At 60.6% G+C, this 13,295-nt stretch carries 14 protein-coding genes; 8 read left to right on the forward strand and 6 right to left on the reverse strand.

Annotated features, from left to right (window positions below; genetic code table 11):
* Nucleotides 1-91 precede the first annotated feature (91 nt).
* The 8 genes from ACZYHG_RS24540 (at nt 92) to ACZYHG_RS24575 (ending at nt 9,493) form a co-directional block, all read left to right on the forward strand.
* Nucleotides 92-835 carry a competence/damage-inducible protein A gene (locus tag ACZYHG_RS24540; protein WP_464610733.1) on the forward strand — a complete coding sequence of 248 codons (744 nt, stop codon included), beginning with the start codon at nt 92-94 and terminating at the stop codon, nt 833-835.
* Nucleotides 836-921: 86 nt separating this feature from the next.
* Complete coding sequence (locus tag ACZYHG_RS24545) at nt 922-1,755, forward strand: universal stress protein (protein ID WP_464610734.1); 834 nt, start codon at nt 922-924, stop codon at nt 1,753-1,755.
* A gap of 116 nt (nt 1,756-1,871) precedes the next feature.
* Nucleotides 1,872-2,372 (forward strand): xanthine phosphoribosyltransferase, encoded by a 501-nt coding sequence (gene gpt / locus ACZYHG_RS24550; RefSeq protein ID WP_464610735.1) that lies wholly within the window; start codon nt 1,872-1,874, stop codon nt 2,370-2,372.
* Between the two features lie 210 nt (nt 2,373-2,582).
* Nucleotides 2,583-3,071: an NUDIX hydrolase gene (locus ACZYHG_RS24555; RefSeq protein ID WP_464610736.1), complete on the forward strand. Its 489-nt coding sequence runs from the start codon at nt 2,583-2,585 to the stop codon at nt 3,069-3,071.
* A 108-nt stretch (nt 3,072-3,179) separates the two neighbouring features.
* The gene (locus tag ACZYHG_RS24560; RefSeq protein WP_464610737.1) at nt 3,180-3,491 is read left to right on the forward strand and encodes a PilZ domain-containing protein; all 312 of its coding nucleotides are present in this window, start codon (nt 3,180-3,182) and stop codon (nt 3,489-3,491) included.
* Nucleotides 3,492-4,149: 658 nt separating this feature from the next.
* Nucleotides 4,150-7,929 carry a vitamin B12-dependent ribonucleotide reductase gene (locus tag ACZYHG_RS24565; protein ID WP_464610738.1) on the forward strand — a complete coding sequence of 1,260 codons (3,780 nt, stop codon included), beginning with the start codon at nt 4,150-4,152 and terminating at the stop codon, nt 7,927-7,929.
* A gap of 105 nt (nt 7,930-8,034) precedes the next feature.
* Entirely contained in the window at nt 8,035-8,427 is a 393-nt protein-coding gene (locus ACZYHG_RS24570) for a DUF3010 family protein (protein ID WP_464610739.1), read from the forward strand.
* Between the two features lie 7 nt (nt 8,428-8,434).
* Nucleotides 8,435-9,493 carry a protein kinase domain-containing protein gene (locus ACZYHG_RS24575; RefSeq protein WP_464610740.1) on the forward strand — a complete coding sequence of 353 codons (1,059 nt, stop codon included), beginning with the start codon at nt 8,435-8,437 and terminating at the stop codon, nt 9,491-9,493.
* A 152-nt stretch (nt 9,494-9,645) separates the two neighbouring features.
* On the opposite strand, the gene ACZYHG_RS24580 is transcribed toward ACZYHG_RS24575, so the two are convergent.
* From ACZYHG_RS24580 to ACZYHG_RS24605, 6 genes are all read right to left on the reverse strand, one after another.
* A complete protein-coding gene (locus ACZYHG_RS24580) occupies nt 9,646-10,272 on the reverse strand; it encodes a hypothetical protein (RefSeq protein WP_464610741.1) in 627 nt (208 codons plus the stop codon).
* Nucleotides 10,265-10,786, reverse strand: a complete 522-nt coding sequence (locus ACZYHG_RS24585; RefSeq protein ID WP_464610742.1) for a hypothetical protein — start codon at nt 10,784-10,786, stop codon at nt 10,265-10,267. Before ACZYHG_RS24585 ends, ACZYHG_RS24580 begins: the two co-directional genes overlap by 8 nt.
* Nucleotides 10,787-10,821: 35 nt before the next feature.
* Entirely contained in the window at nt 10,822-11,787 is a 966-nt protein-coding gene (locus tag ACZYHG_RS24590; RefSeq protein WP_464610743.1) for a DUF3592 domain-containing protein, read from the reverse strand.
* A 127-nt stretch (nt 11,788-11,914) separates the two neighbouring features.
* Complete coding sequence (locus ACZYHG_RS24595) at nt 11,915-12,358, reverse strand: lysozyme inhibitor LprI family protein (RefSeq protein ID WP_464610744.1); 444 nt, start codon at nt 12,356-12,358, stop codon at nt 11,915-11,917.
* 104 nt (nt 12,359-12,462) lie between these two features.
* A complete protein-coding gene (locus ACZYHG_RS24600; protein ID WP_464610745.1) occupies nt 12,463-13,071 on the reverse strand; it encodes a class I SAM-dependent DNA methyltransferase in 609 nt (202 codons plus the stop codon).
* Nucleotides 13,072-13,102: 31 nt separating this feature from the next.
* Complete coding sequence (locus tag ACZYHG_RS24605) at nt 13,103-13,264, reverse strand: hypothetical protein (RefSeq protein ID WP_464610746.1); 162 nt, start codon at nt 13,262-13,264, stop codon at nt 13,103-13,105.
* Nucleotides 13,265-13,295: the final 31 nt, after the last annotated feature.

Here is a 13,295-nt window from a genome sequence, read left to right on the forward strand (position 1 = left end):
CATATGGGTACAGATTGTTCACCGATCAGGTGGCATTGCCGCTGGCCTCGCGCCGCGCTATTTCAGGCGACCCGTCCTGCCGGAGCCTTCCATGCCTGAAATCGTTACCGCCGCCATGCTCGTCATCGGCGATGAGATTCTGTCCGGCCGCACCAAGGACAAGAACATCGGCCACCTCGCCGACATCATGACGGCTGTAGGCATCGACCTGAAGGAAGTGCGCATCGTTCCCGATGAGGAGGACGAGATCATAGCTGCCGTGAATGCGGTGCGCGCACGGTTCACCTATGTGTTCACCACCGGCGGCATCGGCCCGACGCATGACGACATCACCGCCGATTCGATTGCCAAGGCGTTCGGCGTTCCCTGCGAATACGATGCCAAGGCCTATGCCATGCTGGGCGAGAGCTACGCCGCGCGCGGCATCGAATACACCGAGGCGCGCAAGCGCATGTCGCGGATGCCGCGTGGTGCTGACCATATCGACAACCCGGTATCGGTTGCGCCCGGATTCCGCATCGGCAACGTCCACGTCATGGCCGGCGTGCCGTCGATCTTCCAGGCCATGCTCGACAATGTCGTGCCGACGCTGAAGACCGGCACGAAAATGCTGTCGGCGTCAGTGCACTGTCCGTTCGGGGAGGGCCTTATCGGCGGGCCATTGGGCGACATCCAGAAGGCGCACCCGGACACGATCATCGGCTCCTATCCGAAATATGGCGACGGCAAGTTCTGGACCGAACTGGTCGTGCGCGCCCGCAGCCAGGAGGCGTTGGACTCCGCGCGCGCCGATGTCGAGGCGATGGTGGCTGGTTTCGCCGCCACGGCGAGTTGATCGGCTTAAAGCCGGAACCAAGCACGCCGCGCCGGCGTTTCCCTGCACGCGAGTTCTTCGAAGGCTCGCAAGATTGAGGGATCATCATGCGCTTCAAGACCATCGTTGCCATTCTGCAGAACGAGCAGGACGCCGAGCGCGTGCTCGACTGCGCCATTCCGCTCGCCAGCCGCTTCGAGAGCCATCTGGTCGGCATCCATGCCGAGGCGCTTCCGGTGCCCTACACATCGGCGACCGGCTTTCCCGATACCGAATTCCTGCAGGTTTCGGCCGACATGAACCGGGAGCGGGCCGACAAGCTGCAGGCCGTCTTCCTCCGGCGCATCGAGGATTCCGGCCTCTCCTTCGAGTGGCGCAGCCTGGAAAGTTTTTCCGGCGACAGCGCGCTGACCGGCATTTCAAGCGTGCGCGCCGCCGATCTGATTGTCGCCGCCCAGCGCGATACCGGCGGCGATCCGAGCGCCGATGTCGACACGCTGGTCTATGATGCCGGCCGGCCGGTGCTGGTGGTGCCGAGCGAGGGCCCGCTGGTCACCACCTTCAAACATGTGCTGCTCGCCTGGAACGGCAGCAAGGAAGCCGCGCGCGCCGCCTTCGACGCCCTGCCCTTCATCATCGAGGCCGAGAAAACCGACATACTGGTCATCGATCCGCCTGATACGCTCGACGAAAGCCCGGAAGCCGCCGGCGCCGAAATCGCATCGGCCCTGTCGCGCCACGGCGCCAACGTCAGTGTCTCGGTGCAGAAGTCTGGCGGCACCTCGGTTGACGACATGATCCAGAACCGGGTCGCCGAGACCGGCGCAGACCTTCTGGTGCTTGGCGCCTACAGCCACTCCTGGCTGCGCCAGCTGCTGTTTGGCGGGGTGACACGCACGGTGCTGCGCACAACCCAGGTGGCGGCCTTCCTGTCGCGATAAGTCCACAGCCATCGCAGCCGGTCGCCCTTGCCAAGTCCAAGGTTTTCCAGTTAATTCCGCGCGCATTCCCCTGTTTTTGTGCACGCGGCCTTCGCGTGCTGCGGAGTGCGCGAAAAATGTCCCTTCCCGAAAAAGCCTTCCCGGTCTCCTGGGACCAGTTTCATCGCGATGCGCGCGCGCTCGCCTGGCGGCTTGCGGGCGCCAACAAGGGGCAATGGAAAGCGATCGTCTGCATCACGCGTGGCGGGCTGGTTCCCGCTGCCATTATCTCACGCGAGCTTGGCATCCGTGTCATCGAGACGGTGTGTGTCGCCTCCTATCACGACTACACCAGCCAGGGGCAGATGCAGGTGCTGAAGGAGATTACGCCGGCATTGCTGGTCGACGAAGGCGTCGGCGTGCTGATCATCGATGACCTGACCGACACCGGCAAGACTGCGGCGATCGTGCGCGCGATGATGCCCAAGGCGCATTTCGCCACCGTCTACGCCAAGCCCAAAGGCCGGCCGCTGGTCGATACTTTCGTCACCGAAGTGAGCCAGGACACCTGGATCTATTTCCCCTGGGACATGGGCTTCACCTATCAGAAGCCGATCGCCGACGACCACGCCGGCTGATTCGAAACAGGCCGCTTTTCCAGACAAGTCGCCACAGACGGCAATATTCTGCTTCCGCGGACCGGTCCGGGGGCAAGATATCCTGTAAAACAGACCTTTGGTGACGGGATTCGGCCAGCCTGATCAAAGTTTTTACTTTTATTGGTCACGATTAGCCGTAAGATTCGTGAGGCGGCAAACGATTCTGGAGGCTGGGGCTAGCTTTCTCCGATGTTGACGAGGCCAACGACGCATAACCATCTGGCTGAAAGGGTCCGGCGACTCTTCGGCACCGCGCCGTGCCGTCTGCAGGTTGCCGCCCTGCCCTGGCGCGATGCCGGGAACAGCGTCGAGATCATGCTGATCACCAGCCGTGATACCGGCCGCTGGGTGCTGCCAAAGGGCTGGCCGGAAGCCAGGGAGCCACTGTGCGAGGCAGCCGCGCGCGAGGCCGGCGAGGAAGCCGGATTGCGCGGAAGCATCTCCCATCTGGAGGCCGGCCGCTACTTCTATGCCAAGGTGCTGGCATCGGGCGAAGAAGTGCCTTGCGAGGTGCTGGTGTTTCCGCTGCATGTCGACAAGATCGCCGACCGCTGGAAGGAAAAGCGCGCCCGCACCCGCAAATGGGTCAGTTCCAGCGAAGCGGTGCGCATGGTCAATGAACCGGACCTTTGCCAGATCATCGCCTATTTCTGCGCCGACCCGCATAAATTCGCCTAAGCGACATCTTTTGCGTGTTTTACGGCGGATTCACAACCATGTGATGTGCCGCATGAATGGTTTGCTAATTTTTCTTCGCTAAGAATCGGCCAATCTGGCGATAGATCGATGGCAAACTCTGTAGACCCACTTAAGCAGGATTCCGACACCTCCAAGCGCGAGCACCGTCCACGCGTGCTCAAGGGCGGTTCCGTCATCACCGGCATTCAAAACTCGGAAGTCGGCGTCACGCTGCGCAACCAGCATGCGGGTGGCGCCGAATTGAAGGTTCCGCTCGAGTCGAGGGTTCCCGATCGTTTCCTTCTCTATGTGCCGCTCGACGGGGTCGCCTATCGCTGCGAGGTCCGCTGGCGCCGCAACGATCGGATCGGCGTCCAGTTCACCGGCACGGAGCCGAAGCCCAAGTTGCATTACGGCTGATATCGGGCGTATCGGTCTGAGAGGCTTTTGCCGCCGACGGGATTGCCTCTTGACCATCGGCAGCGCGCAACCCCACTGCCGCAAACGGCAATCGTAGCAGCGCGATCTATCCCCGTTATCCACATATGTGACACACAAGATGTTGGGGTCACAAAAGCTACGCAAACGAATCCTTGACGGCGCAAACCGAGTCGCCTTTTATACGTCATGCGCTCCTGTTGAGAGTGCGACCGGAAAGTTCTGAGCCCGGTCTTTTTCCCGGATTATGTGCGTTTTTGCTCGCATTTCCGCCTGTTTACGAGGCCGGCGGAAGCGTTGGGATTGTGGGTGGTGGGGCGACGAAAGGGAGAATTGTCGGACTGGAATAAATAGTCTGTTAATACTATATTTAGTGTTTGCAGGTAGGTTCGACGCTAGATAGTGTGAATTTCCCTCCAGCGAGGGAATCGAAAAAATCAGATTTGAGGGACCCGCGGGTTTCGTCGGCGTGTTGGGCAGAGGCTTCTCGGGAAGCATCATCAGCAAGGGCCGGGAAATACCGCGAAATGGAGAGCCGGCCGTTTTCGAACGCCGGCAAGCGGCGGACATGCGCGTTTCGCTTTAGGGGGCAGAAATCCCCCGACGAAAGCGCTATATATAGACAAAAGGGACCGGACCAATGCGCATCGAGCGTCGTTTCACCAAGCCAGGGCAATCAGCTTATGCGGAGATCGAATTCCGCAAGGCACTTTCCGAGATCAAGAATCCGGATGGCTCGGTGGTGTTCCGCTTGGACAATATCGATGTGCCGGCGCAGTTCTCCCAGGTCGCTGCCGACATCCTGGCACAGAAGTATTTCCGCAAGGCCGGCGTTCCCGCGCGCCTGAAGAAGGTCGAGGAGAACGACGTCCCCTCCTTCCTGTGGCGCTCCGTTGCCGATGAGGCGGAACTTGCCAAGTTGCCGGAAGCCGAGCGCTATGGTTCCGAAATCGACGCCCGCCAGGTCTTCGACCGGCTGGCCGGCACCTGGACTTATTGGGGCTACAAGGGCGGCTACTTCAAGTCGGAGGAAGACGCGCGCGCCTTCCGCGACGAGCTCGCCTATATGCTGGCCACCCAGCGCGTCGCGCCGAACTCGCCGCAATGGTTCAACACAGGGTTGCACTGGGCCTATGGCATCGACGGTCCGAGCCAGGGTCACTTCTATGTCGACCCCTTCACCGGCAAGCTGACCAAGTCAAAATCTTCCTACGAGCATCCGCAGCCGCATGCCTGCTTCATTCAGGGCGTGCAGGACGACCTAGTCAACGAGGGCGGCATCATGGATCTGTGGGTGCGTGAAGCGCGCCTGTTCAAGTATGGCTCCGGCACCGGGTCGAACTTCTCGCTGCTGCGCGGCGAAGGCGAAAAGCTGTCGGGTGGCGGCCGCTCGTCCGGCCTGATGAGCTTCCTGAAGATCGGTGACCGCGCCGCGGGCGCCATCAAGTCGGGCGGCACGACGCGCCGCGCCGCGAAAATGGTCATCGTCGACGCCGACCACCCCGATATCGAGGAATTCATCGACTGGAAGGTCAATGAAGAGCAGAAGGTCGCCTCGCTGGTGACCGGCTCGAAGATCGTCAAGAAGCATCTCGAAGCTATCATGAAGGCCTGCGTCAATTGCGAAGGCAATGGCGACGACTGTTTCGACCCGTCGATCAACACGGCGCTGAAGCGCGAGATCAAGGCGGCCAAGAAGGACGCGGTGCCGGAGAACTACATCTACCGCGTCATCCAGTTCGCCAAGCAGGGCTACACCTCGATGTCGTTCAAGACCTACGACACCGACTGGGATTCGGATGCCTATCTGACCGTTTCGGGCCAGAACTCCAACAATTCGGTGTCGCTGAAGGACAATTTCCTGCGCGCCGTCGAGGACGATGCCGACTGGCACCTGACCGCCCGCAAGGACGGCAAAGTACTGAAGACGCTGAAGGCGCGCGACCTCTGGGAAAAGATCGGCTACGCCGCCTGGGCGTCGGCTGATCCCGGCCTGCATTTCAACACGACGATGAACGACTGGCACACCTGCGCCTCCGCCGGTGCGATCCGGGCCTCCAACCCGTGCTCGGAATACATGTTCCTCGACGACACGGCCTGCAACCTCGCTTCGATCAACCTGCTGCCCTACCGCAACACCGATGGCACGATCGATATCGCTGCCTACGAGCATACGGTGCGGCTGTGGACCATCGTTCTCGAAATCTCGGTCATGATGGCGCAGTTCCCGTCGAAGGAGATCGCCAAGCAGTCCTACGAATACCGCACGCTCGGCCTCGGCTACGCCAACATTGGCGGCCTGCTGATGACGTCGGGCATTCCCTATGACTCCGACGAAGGCCGCGCGATTTGCGCCGCGCTCACCTCGATCATGACCGGCATGGCCTATGCCACTTCGGCCGAAATGGCCGGTGAACTCGGCGCCTTCGCCGATTACGACCGCAGCGCCCAGAACATGCTGCGCGTCATGCGCAACCATCGCCGCGCCGCCTATGGCGAGAAGCAGGGCTATGAGAAGCTGGCCGTCAATCCGGTGCCGCTGGTTGCTTCCGACCTCAAGCAGCAGGCGCTTGCCGAGCATGCGAAAGCCGCATGGGACCGCGCCATCGAGCTCGGCGAGGAGCATGGCTACCGCAATGCGCAGGCGACCGTGATCGCGCCGACCGGCACGATCGGCCTTGTCATGGATTGCGACACCACGGGCATCGAGCCCGACTTCGCGCTGGTGAAGTTCAAGAAGCTCGCCGGTGGCGGCTACTTCAAGATCATCAACCGCGCCGTGCCGGAAGCGCTGCGCACGCTCGGCTACTCCGAAGCCCAGATCGGCGAGATGGAGGCCTATGCGGTCGGCCACGGCAATCTCAACCAGGCTCCGGCGATCAACCCCGGTTCGCTGAAGGCAAAAGGCTTCACCGATGAGAAGATCACGGCGCTCAACGCGGCGCTGAAGTCGGCCTTCGACATCAAGTTCGTCTTCAACCAGTGGACGCTCGGCGCCGACTGGGTGAAGGAGACATTCGGCTTCACCGACGAACAGCTCAACGACTTCTCGTTCGAGATCCTGCCGGCGCTGGGCTTCTCCCGGAAGGACATCGAAGCCGCCAACATCCATGTCTGCGGTGCGATGACGCTTGAAGGCGCGCCCTTCCTCAAGGCCGAACACCTCGCGGTGTTCGACTGCGCCAGCCCGTGCGGCAAGATCGGCAAGCGCTCGCTTTCGATCAACAGCCACATCCAGATGATGGCGGCGGCCCAGCCCTTCATCTCGGGCGCTATCTCCAAGACCATCAACATGCCCAACGATGCGACGGTGGAAGACGCCAAGGGCGCCTACATGCTGTCGTGGAAGCTGGCGCTGAAGGCCAACGCGCTCTACCGCGACGGCTCGAAGCTGTCGCAGCCGCTGAACTCCTCGCTGCTCGCCGATGGCGAGGACGATGAGGACGAAGCCCTCGAACAGCTGATCCAGGCTCCGGCGGCGGCGCGCGCGGCGCAGATCACCGAACGCATCGTCGAGCGCATCATCGAGCGCGTGTCGCGCGAGCAGGAAAAGCTGCCCGGCCGCCGCAAGGGTTATACGCAGAAGGCCAAGATCGGTGGCAACACCATCTTCCTGCGCACCGGCGAATATGATGATGGCCGCCTCGGCGAGATTTTCATCGACATGAACAAGGAAGGTGCCACGCTGCGTGGCCTTCTCAACAACTTCGCCATCGCCATTTCGCTCGGCCTGCAATATGGCGTGCCGCTCGACGAATATGTGCACGCCTTCACCTTCACCAAGTTCGAGCCGGCCGGCATGGTGCAGGGCAACGACGCCATCAAGAGCGCGACGTCGATCCTCGACTACGTGTTCCGTGAGCTTGCGATTTCCTATCTCGGCCGCAACGACCTCGCCCATGTCGACCAGTCGGACTTTTCCAACACCGCACTTGGCCGCAACATCAGCGAAGGCAAGACCGACGCCGTCTCCAAGGGCCTGACCCGTGGCGCCTCGCCGGTGAAGCTGGTGTCGCGCGCGATCGGCAACGAGCCGAAAGGCTTTGCGGCCTCCCCGGGTGTCCCTGCCCGCTCAGTGCCGACTGCCTTCTCCGGCTCCAACGTGCTGGCACTGAAGCCGGCCAGTGACGAAGCGGTCGCCTACAAGCGTGATTATGAGGAGCGGGCCAAGGAATTGGCGGAAGACATCGCCTTCGAGGAAGCGGCGGGCTCTGCTTCCGACACCACGGCGGGATTGTTCACCGACGCGGCAGCGAATGAAGCAGCCGAGGCGAAGAAACTCGCCAACGACCGCCGCGCCAAGTCATTGCTGCAAGGCTACACCGGCAATTCCTGCTCCGAGTGCCAGAATTTCACGATGGTGCGCAACGGGACTTGTGAGAAGTGCGATACGTGCGGCTCGACGAGCGGGTGCAGCTGAGCCTCTATTTCTTCACTTTTTCTGTAAGAGCCGGGTGCAAGTGTGCCCGGCTTTTTCTTATAGAAATTTGAAATAGGCTAAAACCTGTGAGGCTGGAGATTTGAAATGCGTGTGCTGGGGATTGAGTTTAGTGCCAGCTTTTTAAATTATGTTCTTTTGGACATCGCAGATGAGAAGACGACGATTGTAACCGTGAATCGACTAACACTCACTGCGACAAGATCAAAAGACGCACTTAGGTCCTTTCAAGCAGCAGTACAGTCAATGTATAATTCGACCATGCCTGATCGAGCAGCCATTAAAATGAAGCCGGAGAAAGGCGCCATGAGCGCAGGAGCAGCCTCTCTAAAGATGGAGGGAATAGCTTTGGCAAATGCCCCGTGCGATGTGGAATTCATCTCTCCACATAAAATCGCCAAAGCTGAAATTCCTCCTGGGTCAGTTAAGAAATACTTAGAACCGGCCTACAAGGCAGCAGCTTCATTCAAAACGAATTAGGCGTCACATGCATCCAAAAGAGGTTGCAGAAACACTTGAGCAGCTGCAGGCTCACTACCGAGATATCGAAGAGCACCCGGAGGGAGCTAACGGATATGTGTTCTTTGCGGTTAACAAACTAACCGCGGTCCCAGTTGCGATAAAATTCTATTTCGGTGCGCCAGGAGAACGACGACACGACGAACCGAACCTATTAGCTCAGATCAAATCACCGAATGTCATTCCGATACACAATGCACAAAACATATCTGACGATTGGGCATTTTTCGTAACACCGCGCCATGCAGGCGGCACACTCGACACTGTGATTCAATCTCAACCTTCGGCGCACCGTGCGATCGATATCGCCTGTGGCGTCTGCAACGGTGCAAGTGCGATCCATGCCAACGGATTGATCCATCGAGATTTCAAACCCGCGAATATCGTATGGGATGGAGGGGTTCCACTAATAGCTGACTTTGGAAGCGTCAGGCGCCTGGCAGAAGGTGAAGCGGACCTGCCAGCATCCGGACATAGCGCCCTCTACCGCCCGCCCGAATCTTTTGAGACCAGTCGATATAGCTTGATGGGAGACGTTTATCAGATTGGGCTGGTTACGTATCAGCTTCTCGGCGGGCACCTTCCTTACGATCCACTGGCATATTTCAGCAAAAAGGACCTGAAGGATTACGTCGGGCTGTCGGACGATTTTCAAAAATCCCAATTCCAAGACGGTGTGATCTATCGTTTGGCGGCATCCGGTCAACTGATGGACTTCAGAAGCTTACCGCCTTGGATACGCGGTGTCGCAAAAAATGCCCTTCGTTCGATGACCAATCCGGACCTAGGCATGCGATTTAAGAATGCCGCAGATATAGCGGCCGCTCTCACCCGTGTACGAGCCGATACGCCGGATTGGAAATGGGTCGAAGACGTAGCGAGGCTTGAGCTTGCCGACCGAATAATCGAGCTCCGACCACTTGAGAACGCGCTTTATGAACCGCTGCAAGCCAAGGGTGGGCAGTTCCGCCGTATCCCATCGATGCCAGATGCACCGCTCGGAATCTTGGTTCCTCGTGTAGCTTAAAATTCGGTGCTTTTGTGCCAGACATAACCGGCTGCCTCGCGACCAGTGCAACTATGCCTGGTGTAGAAACCGAGATGCACGCTTGCACATTTGCGGTTTGCTCGTAGCGGCCCGAACTTACCCGGGAATCAACCTCGCGCAGCCAATCTAAATTATCCTGCCGGCAACACCCGCAGCGTCTGCTCGTCAAACAGCGGCTCTTCCTGGCCGACACGAACAAACAGCACTTTCCGCCCGTCACCCGCCGGCACCTCGAAATACTGGATGCCGTCAGGCATTTCGCCCCAATCGCCGCAGGGCGGTTCGGGAACCTCATTGGGATTGGCGAGCGCTTTCAGCTCTTTCGCGTAGGCGGCGTCGGGGCTGAATGTATAGCGTTTGACGCCGGCGGGTACGCTTCCCTCCGTGTAGGGCGCCAGCTCGCAGCGGGCGCTGACGGCCTTGTCGGTCTTTTCCAGGAACAGCCGCTGCAATGCGGCCTCGGCGGTTTCGCCCGGCTTGATGTCGAACACCTCGACCACAGGGTCGGCTGCGCCGCCATCACTGTATTTGATGACGAGCGCATTGCCAGCGAATTCGAAATGGATCTGGCGGAAGCCGAAATCGCAGCGCTGTACCCAGGCGGCAAGACCGACCGTCTTGTCGGCCAGCCTTTCCCAGACGCATTTGTCGATCGGCGGGCGCGATGGCGCTGGCTCATCCGCGCGCGTCACGGCGGATACCGTTACGGACGCAAGCAAGGCGCAGGCCCAGGCGATTGATCTCACGGCGCTAGTCATCGCTGCATCCCGTCAAGGTGAAGGCGTCCCAGGCCGAGCGATCCGGATTGGCGTTGGCGAAATCGGCCCACTCGGTGAAAGCCACGCCGAAACCGGGCAGTAGCAGCCCTTTCGGCGCCGGTGTCGCTTCGCGCGAGTTCAACTGCTCGGCGCCGCCTCCGGTCAAGGCGTAGACCTGACCATCCCATATACTGCACAGCCCGCTGCCATCCTGCAGGCCCGCCTCGCGGTCATCGTCGGTGCAGGTGTGGCGGATGGTGCCGAGCGGGAACGAATTCCGGCCATTGGTCCAGGTGATGTCGGCCGGCAGGTTTGTGCCGGTGTTGGGCACGCTCAGCGAAAACACCTGCGCCGTCAGCGCCGCCGGCTCATTGTCGATCGGCCGGAATTGCATCACCGCACCCGAGCGCGGCTCACGGTAGGTGGCGTGGCTCAGCATGCATTCCCTGGCGCTTGCCACCTGCAACGAGCCGAGCAGTGCCAGGACAACAAAGGCCCGTGTGCGGATGATCATCTGAAATCTCCGGAAAGCGCCATGAACGCCCACGCTCAGACCAGCCCGACGAGCAAAGCCGCGCCGCCGAGAAAGCCCGCCGAGCAGACCCACAGCAGCCAGAGACCCCTCACCCGGCATTCAAGCACGGCTGAGCCGGGGTTGGCGGGGTCATAGTGCACATCGACCTTGCTGCCCTCGGCATAGCTTCGCGCCTGACCGCTGACGAGGCCAGGCAGCGAAGCCGTGACCGTGGCGCCGAAGCTGACGCGGTCGGCACTGTAGCGCTGACCGGCGACGCCATAGCTGTAGACGATGCGGGATTTGAAAACGGTGCGCCAGCGTCGAGAGCCGCTATAGTTTCGCAGCGCCTGCAGGCCGGAGTTATCGATGCGGCCGGCGGTAACAGGCCATTTCGCCGCCTGCTCGGCGAGCGACTTCTGGGCGAAACCCATGCGCAGGATCATCAGGCCCATGAACAACAGCAGCGCCGCGGCACCTAGGTTCTGTGGCTTGGGCAGATGCGGCCTGATCGCCTCAAGCAAGCCGCCGACGGAAAACACCAGCACCAGCGCGCCGATCACCAACCCGGCCGAAAGCTGGAACATGAACTTGAAGGCGCCATCGGGCATGGTGCGCTCGATCACGGCTTTGCTGGGATCGGCCGGATTGTAGAAGACAGTCACCTCCGCCCCACGCGGAAACTGCGCCAGGGTCTCAGCGATTTCGAAATTCCCCAGATTCTCCTTCACGCTGTAGCGCGAACTTTGAAATTTCTTGGCCCCCACCTTGTACTCGAAGGTGATGGCCGGAAAATTGCGCATCTCGGTGGTATCGCTGCTGTCGGAGCCGACGCCCGAGCTTCTGACCTCACGCGCCTCGACACGCGACGAGATGATCTTTCCCGGCGTCGGCAACCAGTGGCTGAGTGCCCGGACCTCTCGCCATTTCACGATGGTGATAAGCGATAACATGCCCGCGACCGCGCAGACAAAGCCGACAAGCAGAGTCTTGAGTTCCACCCTGATCCCCCCGGAGTGCAGGAACCGGCACTAGACAGCACCGCGGTGGCAATGTCTCGCTTATTCGCAAAGCCACCGGAGTGAGCGGCCCAGCAAATCCAGATGGCTCAACGCTGCGAGCGGCGCTTTACTCGTCGATCTCCATGACACGGACATAGCCTTCCAGCAGAAGCGCGCGATCCCGGACAACATTGGTCGCGTCGGCGGCCTGCATGGGCACATACATCGTGCCTTGCCTCGTTTCATAGAGCGCGTCGCGCGCCTTCGCTTCGGCATCGCGAAAAGCCAGCCAGGCGCGCTGCGACAGGCGCAGCTGTTGCGCGGCCTCGCGCGGCAATTTGTGCATCAGCGTCGCATAGGCGGTATTCATGCGGTGATCGTAATCGTCAGTCGCCGTCGCCTCGAACTCGGTTTGGCCTGCGGTCGAGCCATGATCTGGGTCATTCAGGCAGCGGTCGAGTGTCTCCGCCGTGGGGTCTTTCAGACCCGAGGCCAACAGGGGCACCGGCGACAGCGCCATCAACAAGCAGGCCAGCGCTCCGCTGATGAGCTTTCCGCCAACGTTGTGCATTGCTCCCCCAAAGATGACCCGACGCACGGGTGACGTTCGCGCGCCAAGATCGTCTTCCGGCATTGTGGAGGCAATATGCCCGAACGCAAGCCGGCGTCGGGCCATCACGCCGGTCTCACAGCCAGGAAGGTGTTCCATTCTTCGTTGTTGCGGCCCAGGTTGAAGTCGTCCCTGAGAAGGACCAGCCCGGCGGCTTCGAGACGGGCCGCGAAGTCGTCCCTGCGCCAATAGACCGTATGATATTCGCCTGATGTCTCGCCATCGCCATTGCGCATTGATACGAGGAAAGCGCCGCCTGGCCGCAGTGACCTGGCTATCTTGGCAAGCACGTGGTCGGTCTGGTCGCGCGGCACATGGATCAGGACGGCGAGCGCCAGGACGGCGTCATAAGGGCCGCCGAGATCATCAGTGAGGAGGTCGAGAAGCTCACCATGCTTGCCGCGCGCAGCCTGCAGCTCGAGAAACCGTTTTGTCGCGTCGGTGCGGCGAACTTTGACGCCCAACCCCTCCAGAAAGTCCGCATCGTAGCCCGCTCCGGATCCGACTTCCAGAATCTGGCCGCTCGTTCCGGCGATCGCCACAAGGCGCTTGAGCGATGCCTGCTCTCTCTCGTTGGGGACATGCCGCACGATCGCATCGTAGCGTTCCGCGTAGTCCTCGTATGCACTGATCGTTTGACGGCTCTTCGCCAATGCCTCCGATGACGCGTCCATCGTTCCCTCCCTTGCATCCATCAAAGCTTCTTCAGCGGCTGGTGCCAGGAGGCACGTGTCCGTCGAGCACACCGATGTCACGCAGAAAATGATCCGACAACGAACGGTGATCAAGCAGGCCGCGCCTGCGGGGTCTGAACGGCGCGGTGAAGAGGTCGAGCATCGGACGACGAAGCGTGTTGTAGAGGGTCATTGCCGTGTCCTTCCAGGTTCGAGTTGATGAC

This window comes from Mesorhizobium subarcticum (assembly GCF_055456085.1).

Coding starts and splice junctions, on each gene's coding strand:
- ACZYHG_RS24540 (WP_464610733.1), top strand. CDS start 92: ATGCCTGAAATCGTTACCGCCGCCATGCTCGTCATCGGCGATGAGATT.
- ACZYHG_RS24560 (WP_464610737.1), top strand. CDS start 3,180: ATGGCAAACTCTGTAGACCCACTTAAGCAGGATTCCGACACCTCCAAG.
- ACZYHG_RS24575 (WP_464610740.1), top strand. CDS start 8,435: ATGCATCCAAAAGAGGTTGCAGAAACACTTGAGCAGCTGCAGGCTCAC.
- gpt (WP_464610735.1), top strand. CDS start 1,872: ATGTCCCTTCCCGAAAAAGCCTTCCCGGTCTCCTGGGACCAGTTTCAT.
- ACZYHG_RS24585 (WP_464610742.1), bottom strand. CDS start 10,786: ATGATCATCCGCACACGGGCCTTTGTTGTCCTGGCACTGCTCGGCTCG.
- ACZYHG_RS24600 (WP_464610745.1), bottom strand. CDS start 13,071: ATGGACGCGTCATCGGAGGCATTGGCGAAGAGCCGTCAAACGATCAGT.
- ACZYHG_RS24555 (WP_464610736.1), top strand. CDS start 2,583: ATGTTGACGAGGCCAACGACGCATAACCATCTGGCTGAAAGGGTCCGG.
- ACZYHG_RS24565 (WP_464610738.1), top strand. CDS start 4,150: ATGCGCATCGAGCGTCGTTTCACCAAGCCAGGGCAATCAGCTTATGCG.
- ACZYHG_RS24570 (WP_464610739.1), top strand. CDS start 8,035: ATGCGTGTGCTGGGGATTGAGTTTAGTGCCAGCTTTTTAAATTATGTT.
- ACZYHG_RS24595 (WP_464610744.1), bottom strand. CDS start 12,358: ATGCACAACGTTGGCGGAAAGCTCATCAGCGGAGCGCTGGCCTGCTTG.
- ACZYHG_RS24605 (WP_464610746.1), bottom strand. CDS start 13,264: ATGACCCTCTACAACACGCTTCGTCGTCCGATGCTCGACCTCTTCACC.
- ACZYHG_RS24545 (WP_464610734.1), top strand. CDS start 922: ATGCGCTTCAAGACCATCGTTGCCATTCTGCAGAACGAGCAGGACGCC.
- ACZYHG_RS24580 (WP_464610741.1), bottom strand. CDS start 10,272: ATGACTAGCGCCGTGAGATCAATCGCCTGGGCCTGCGCCTTGCTTGCG.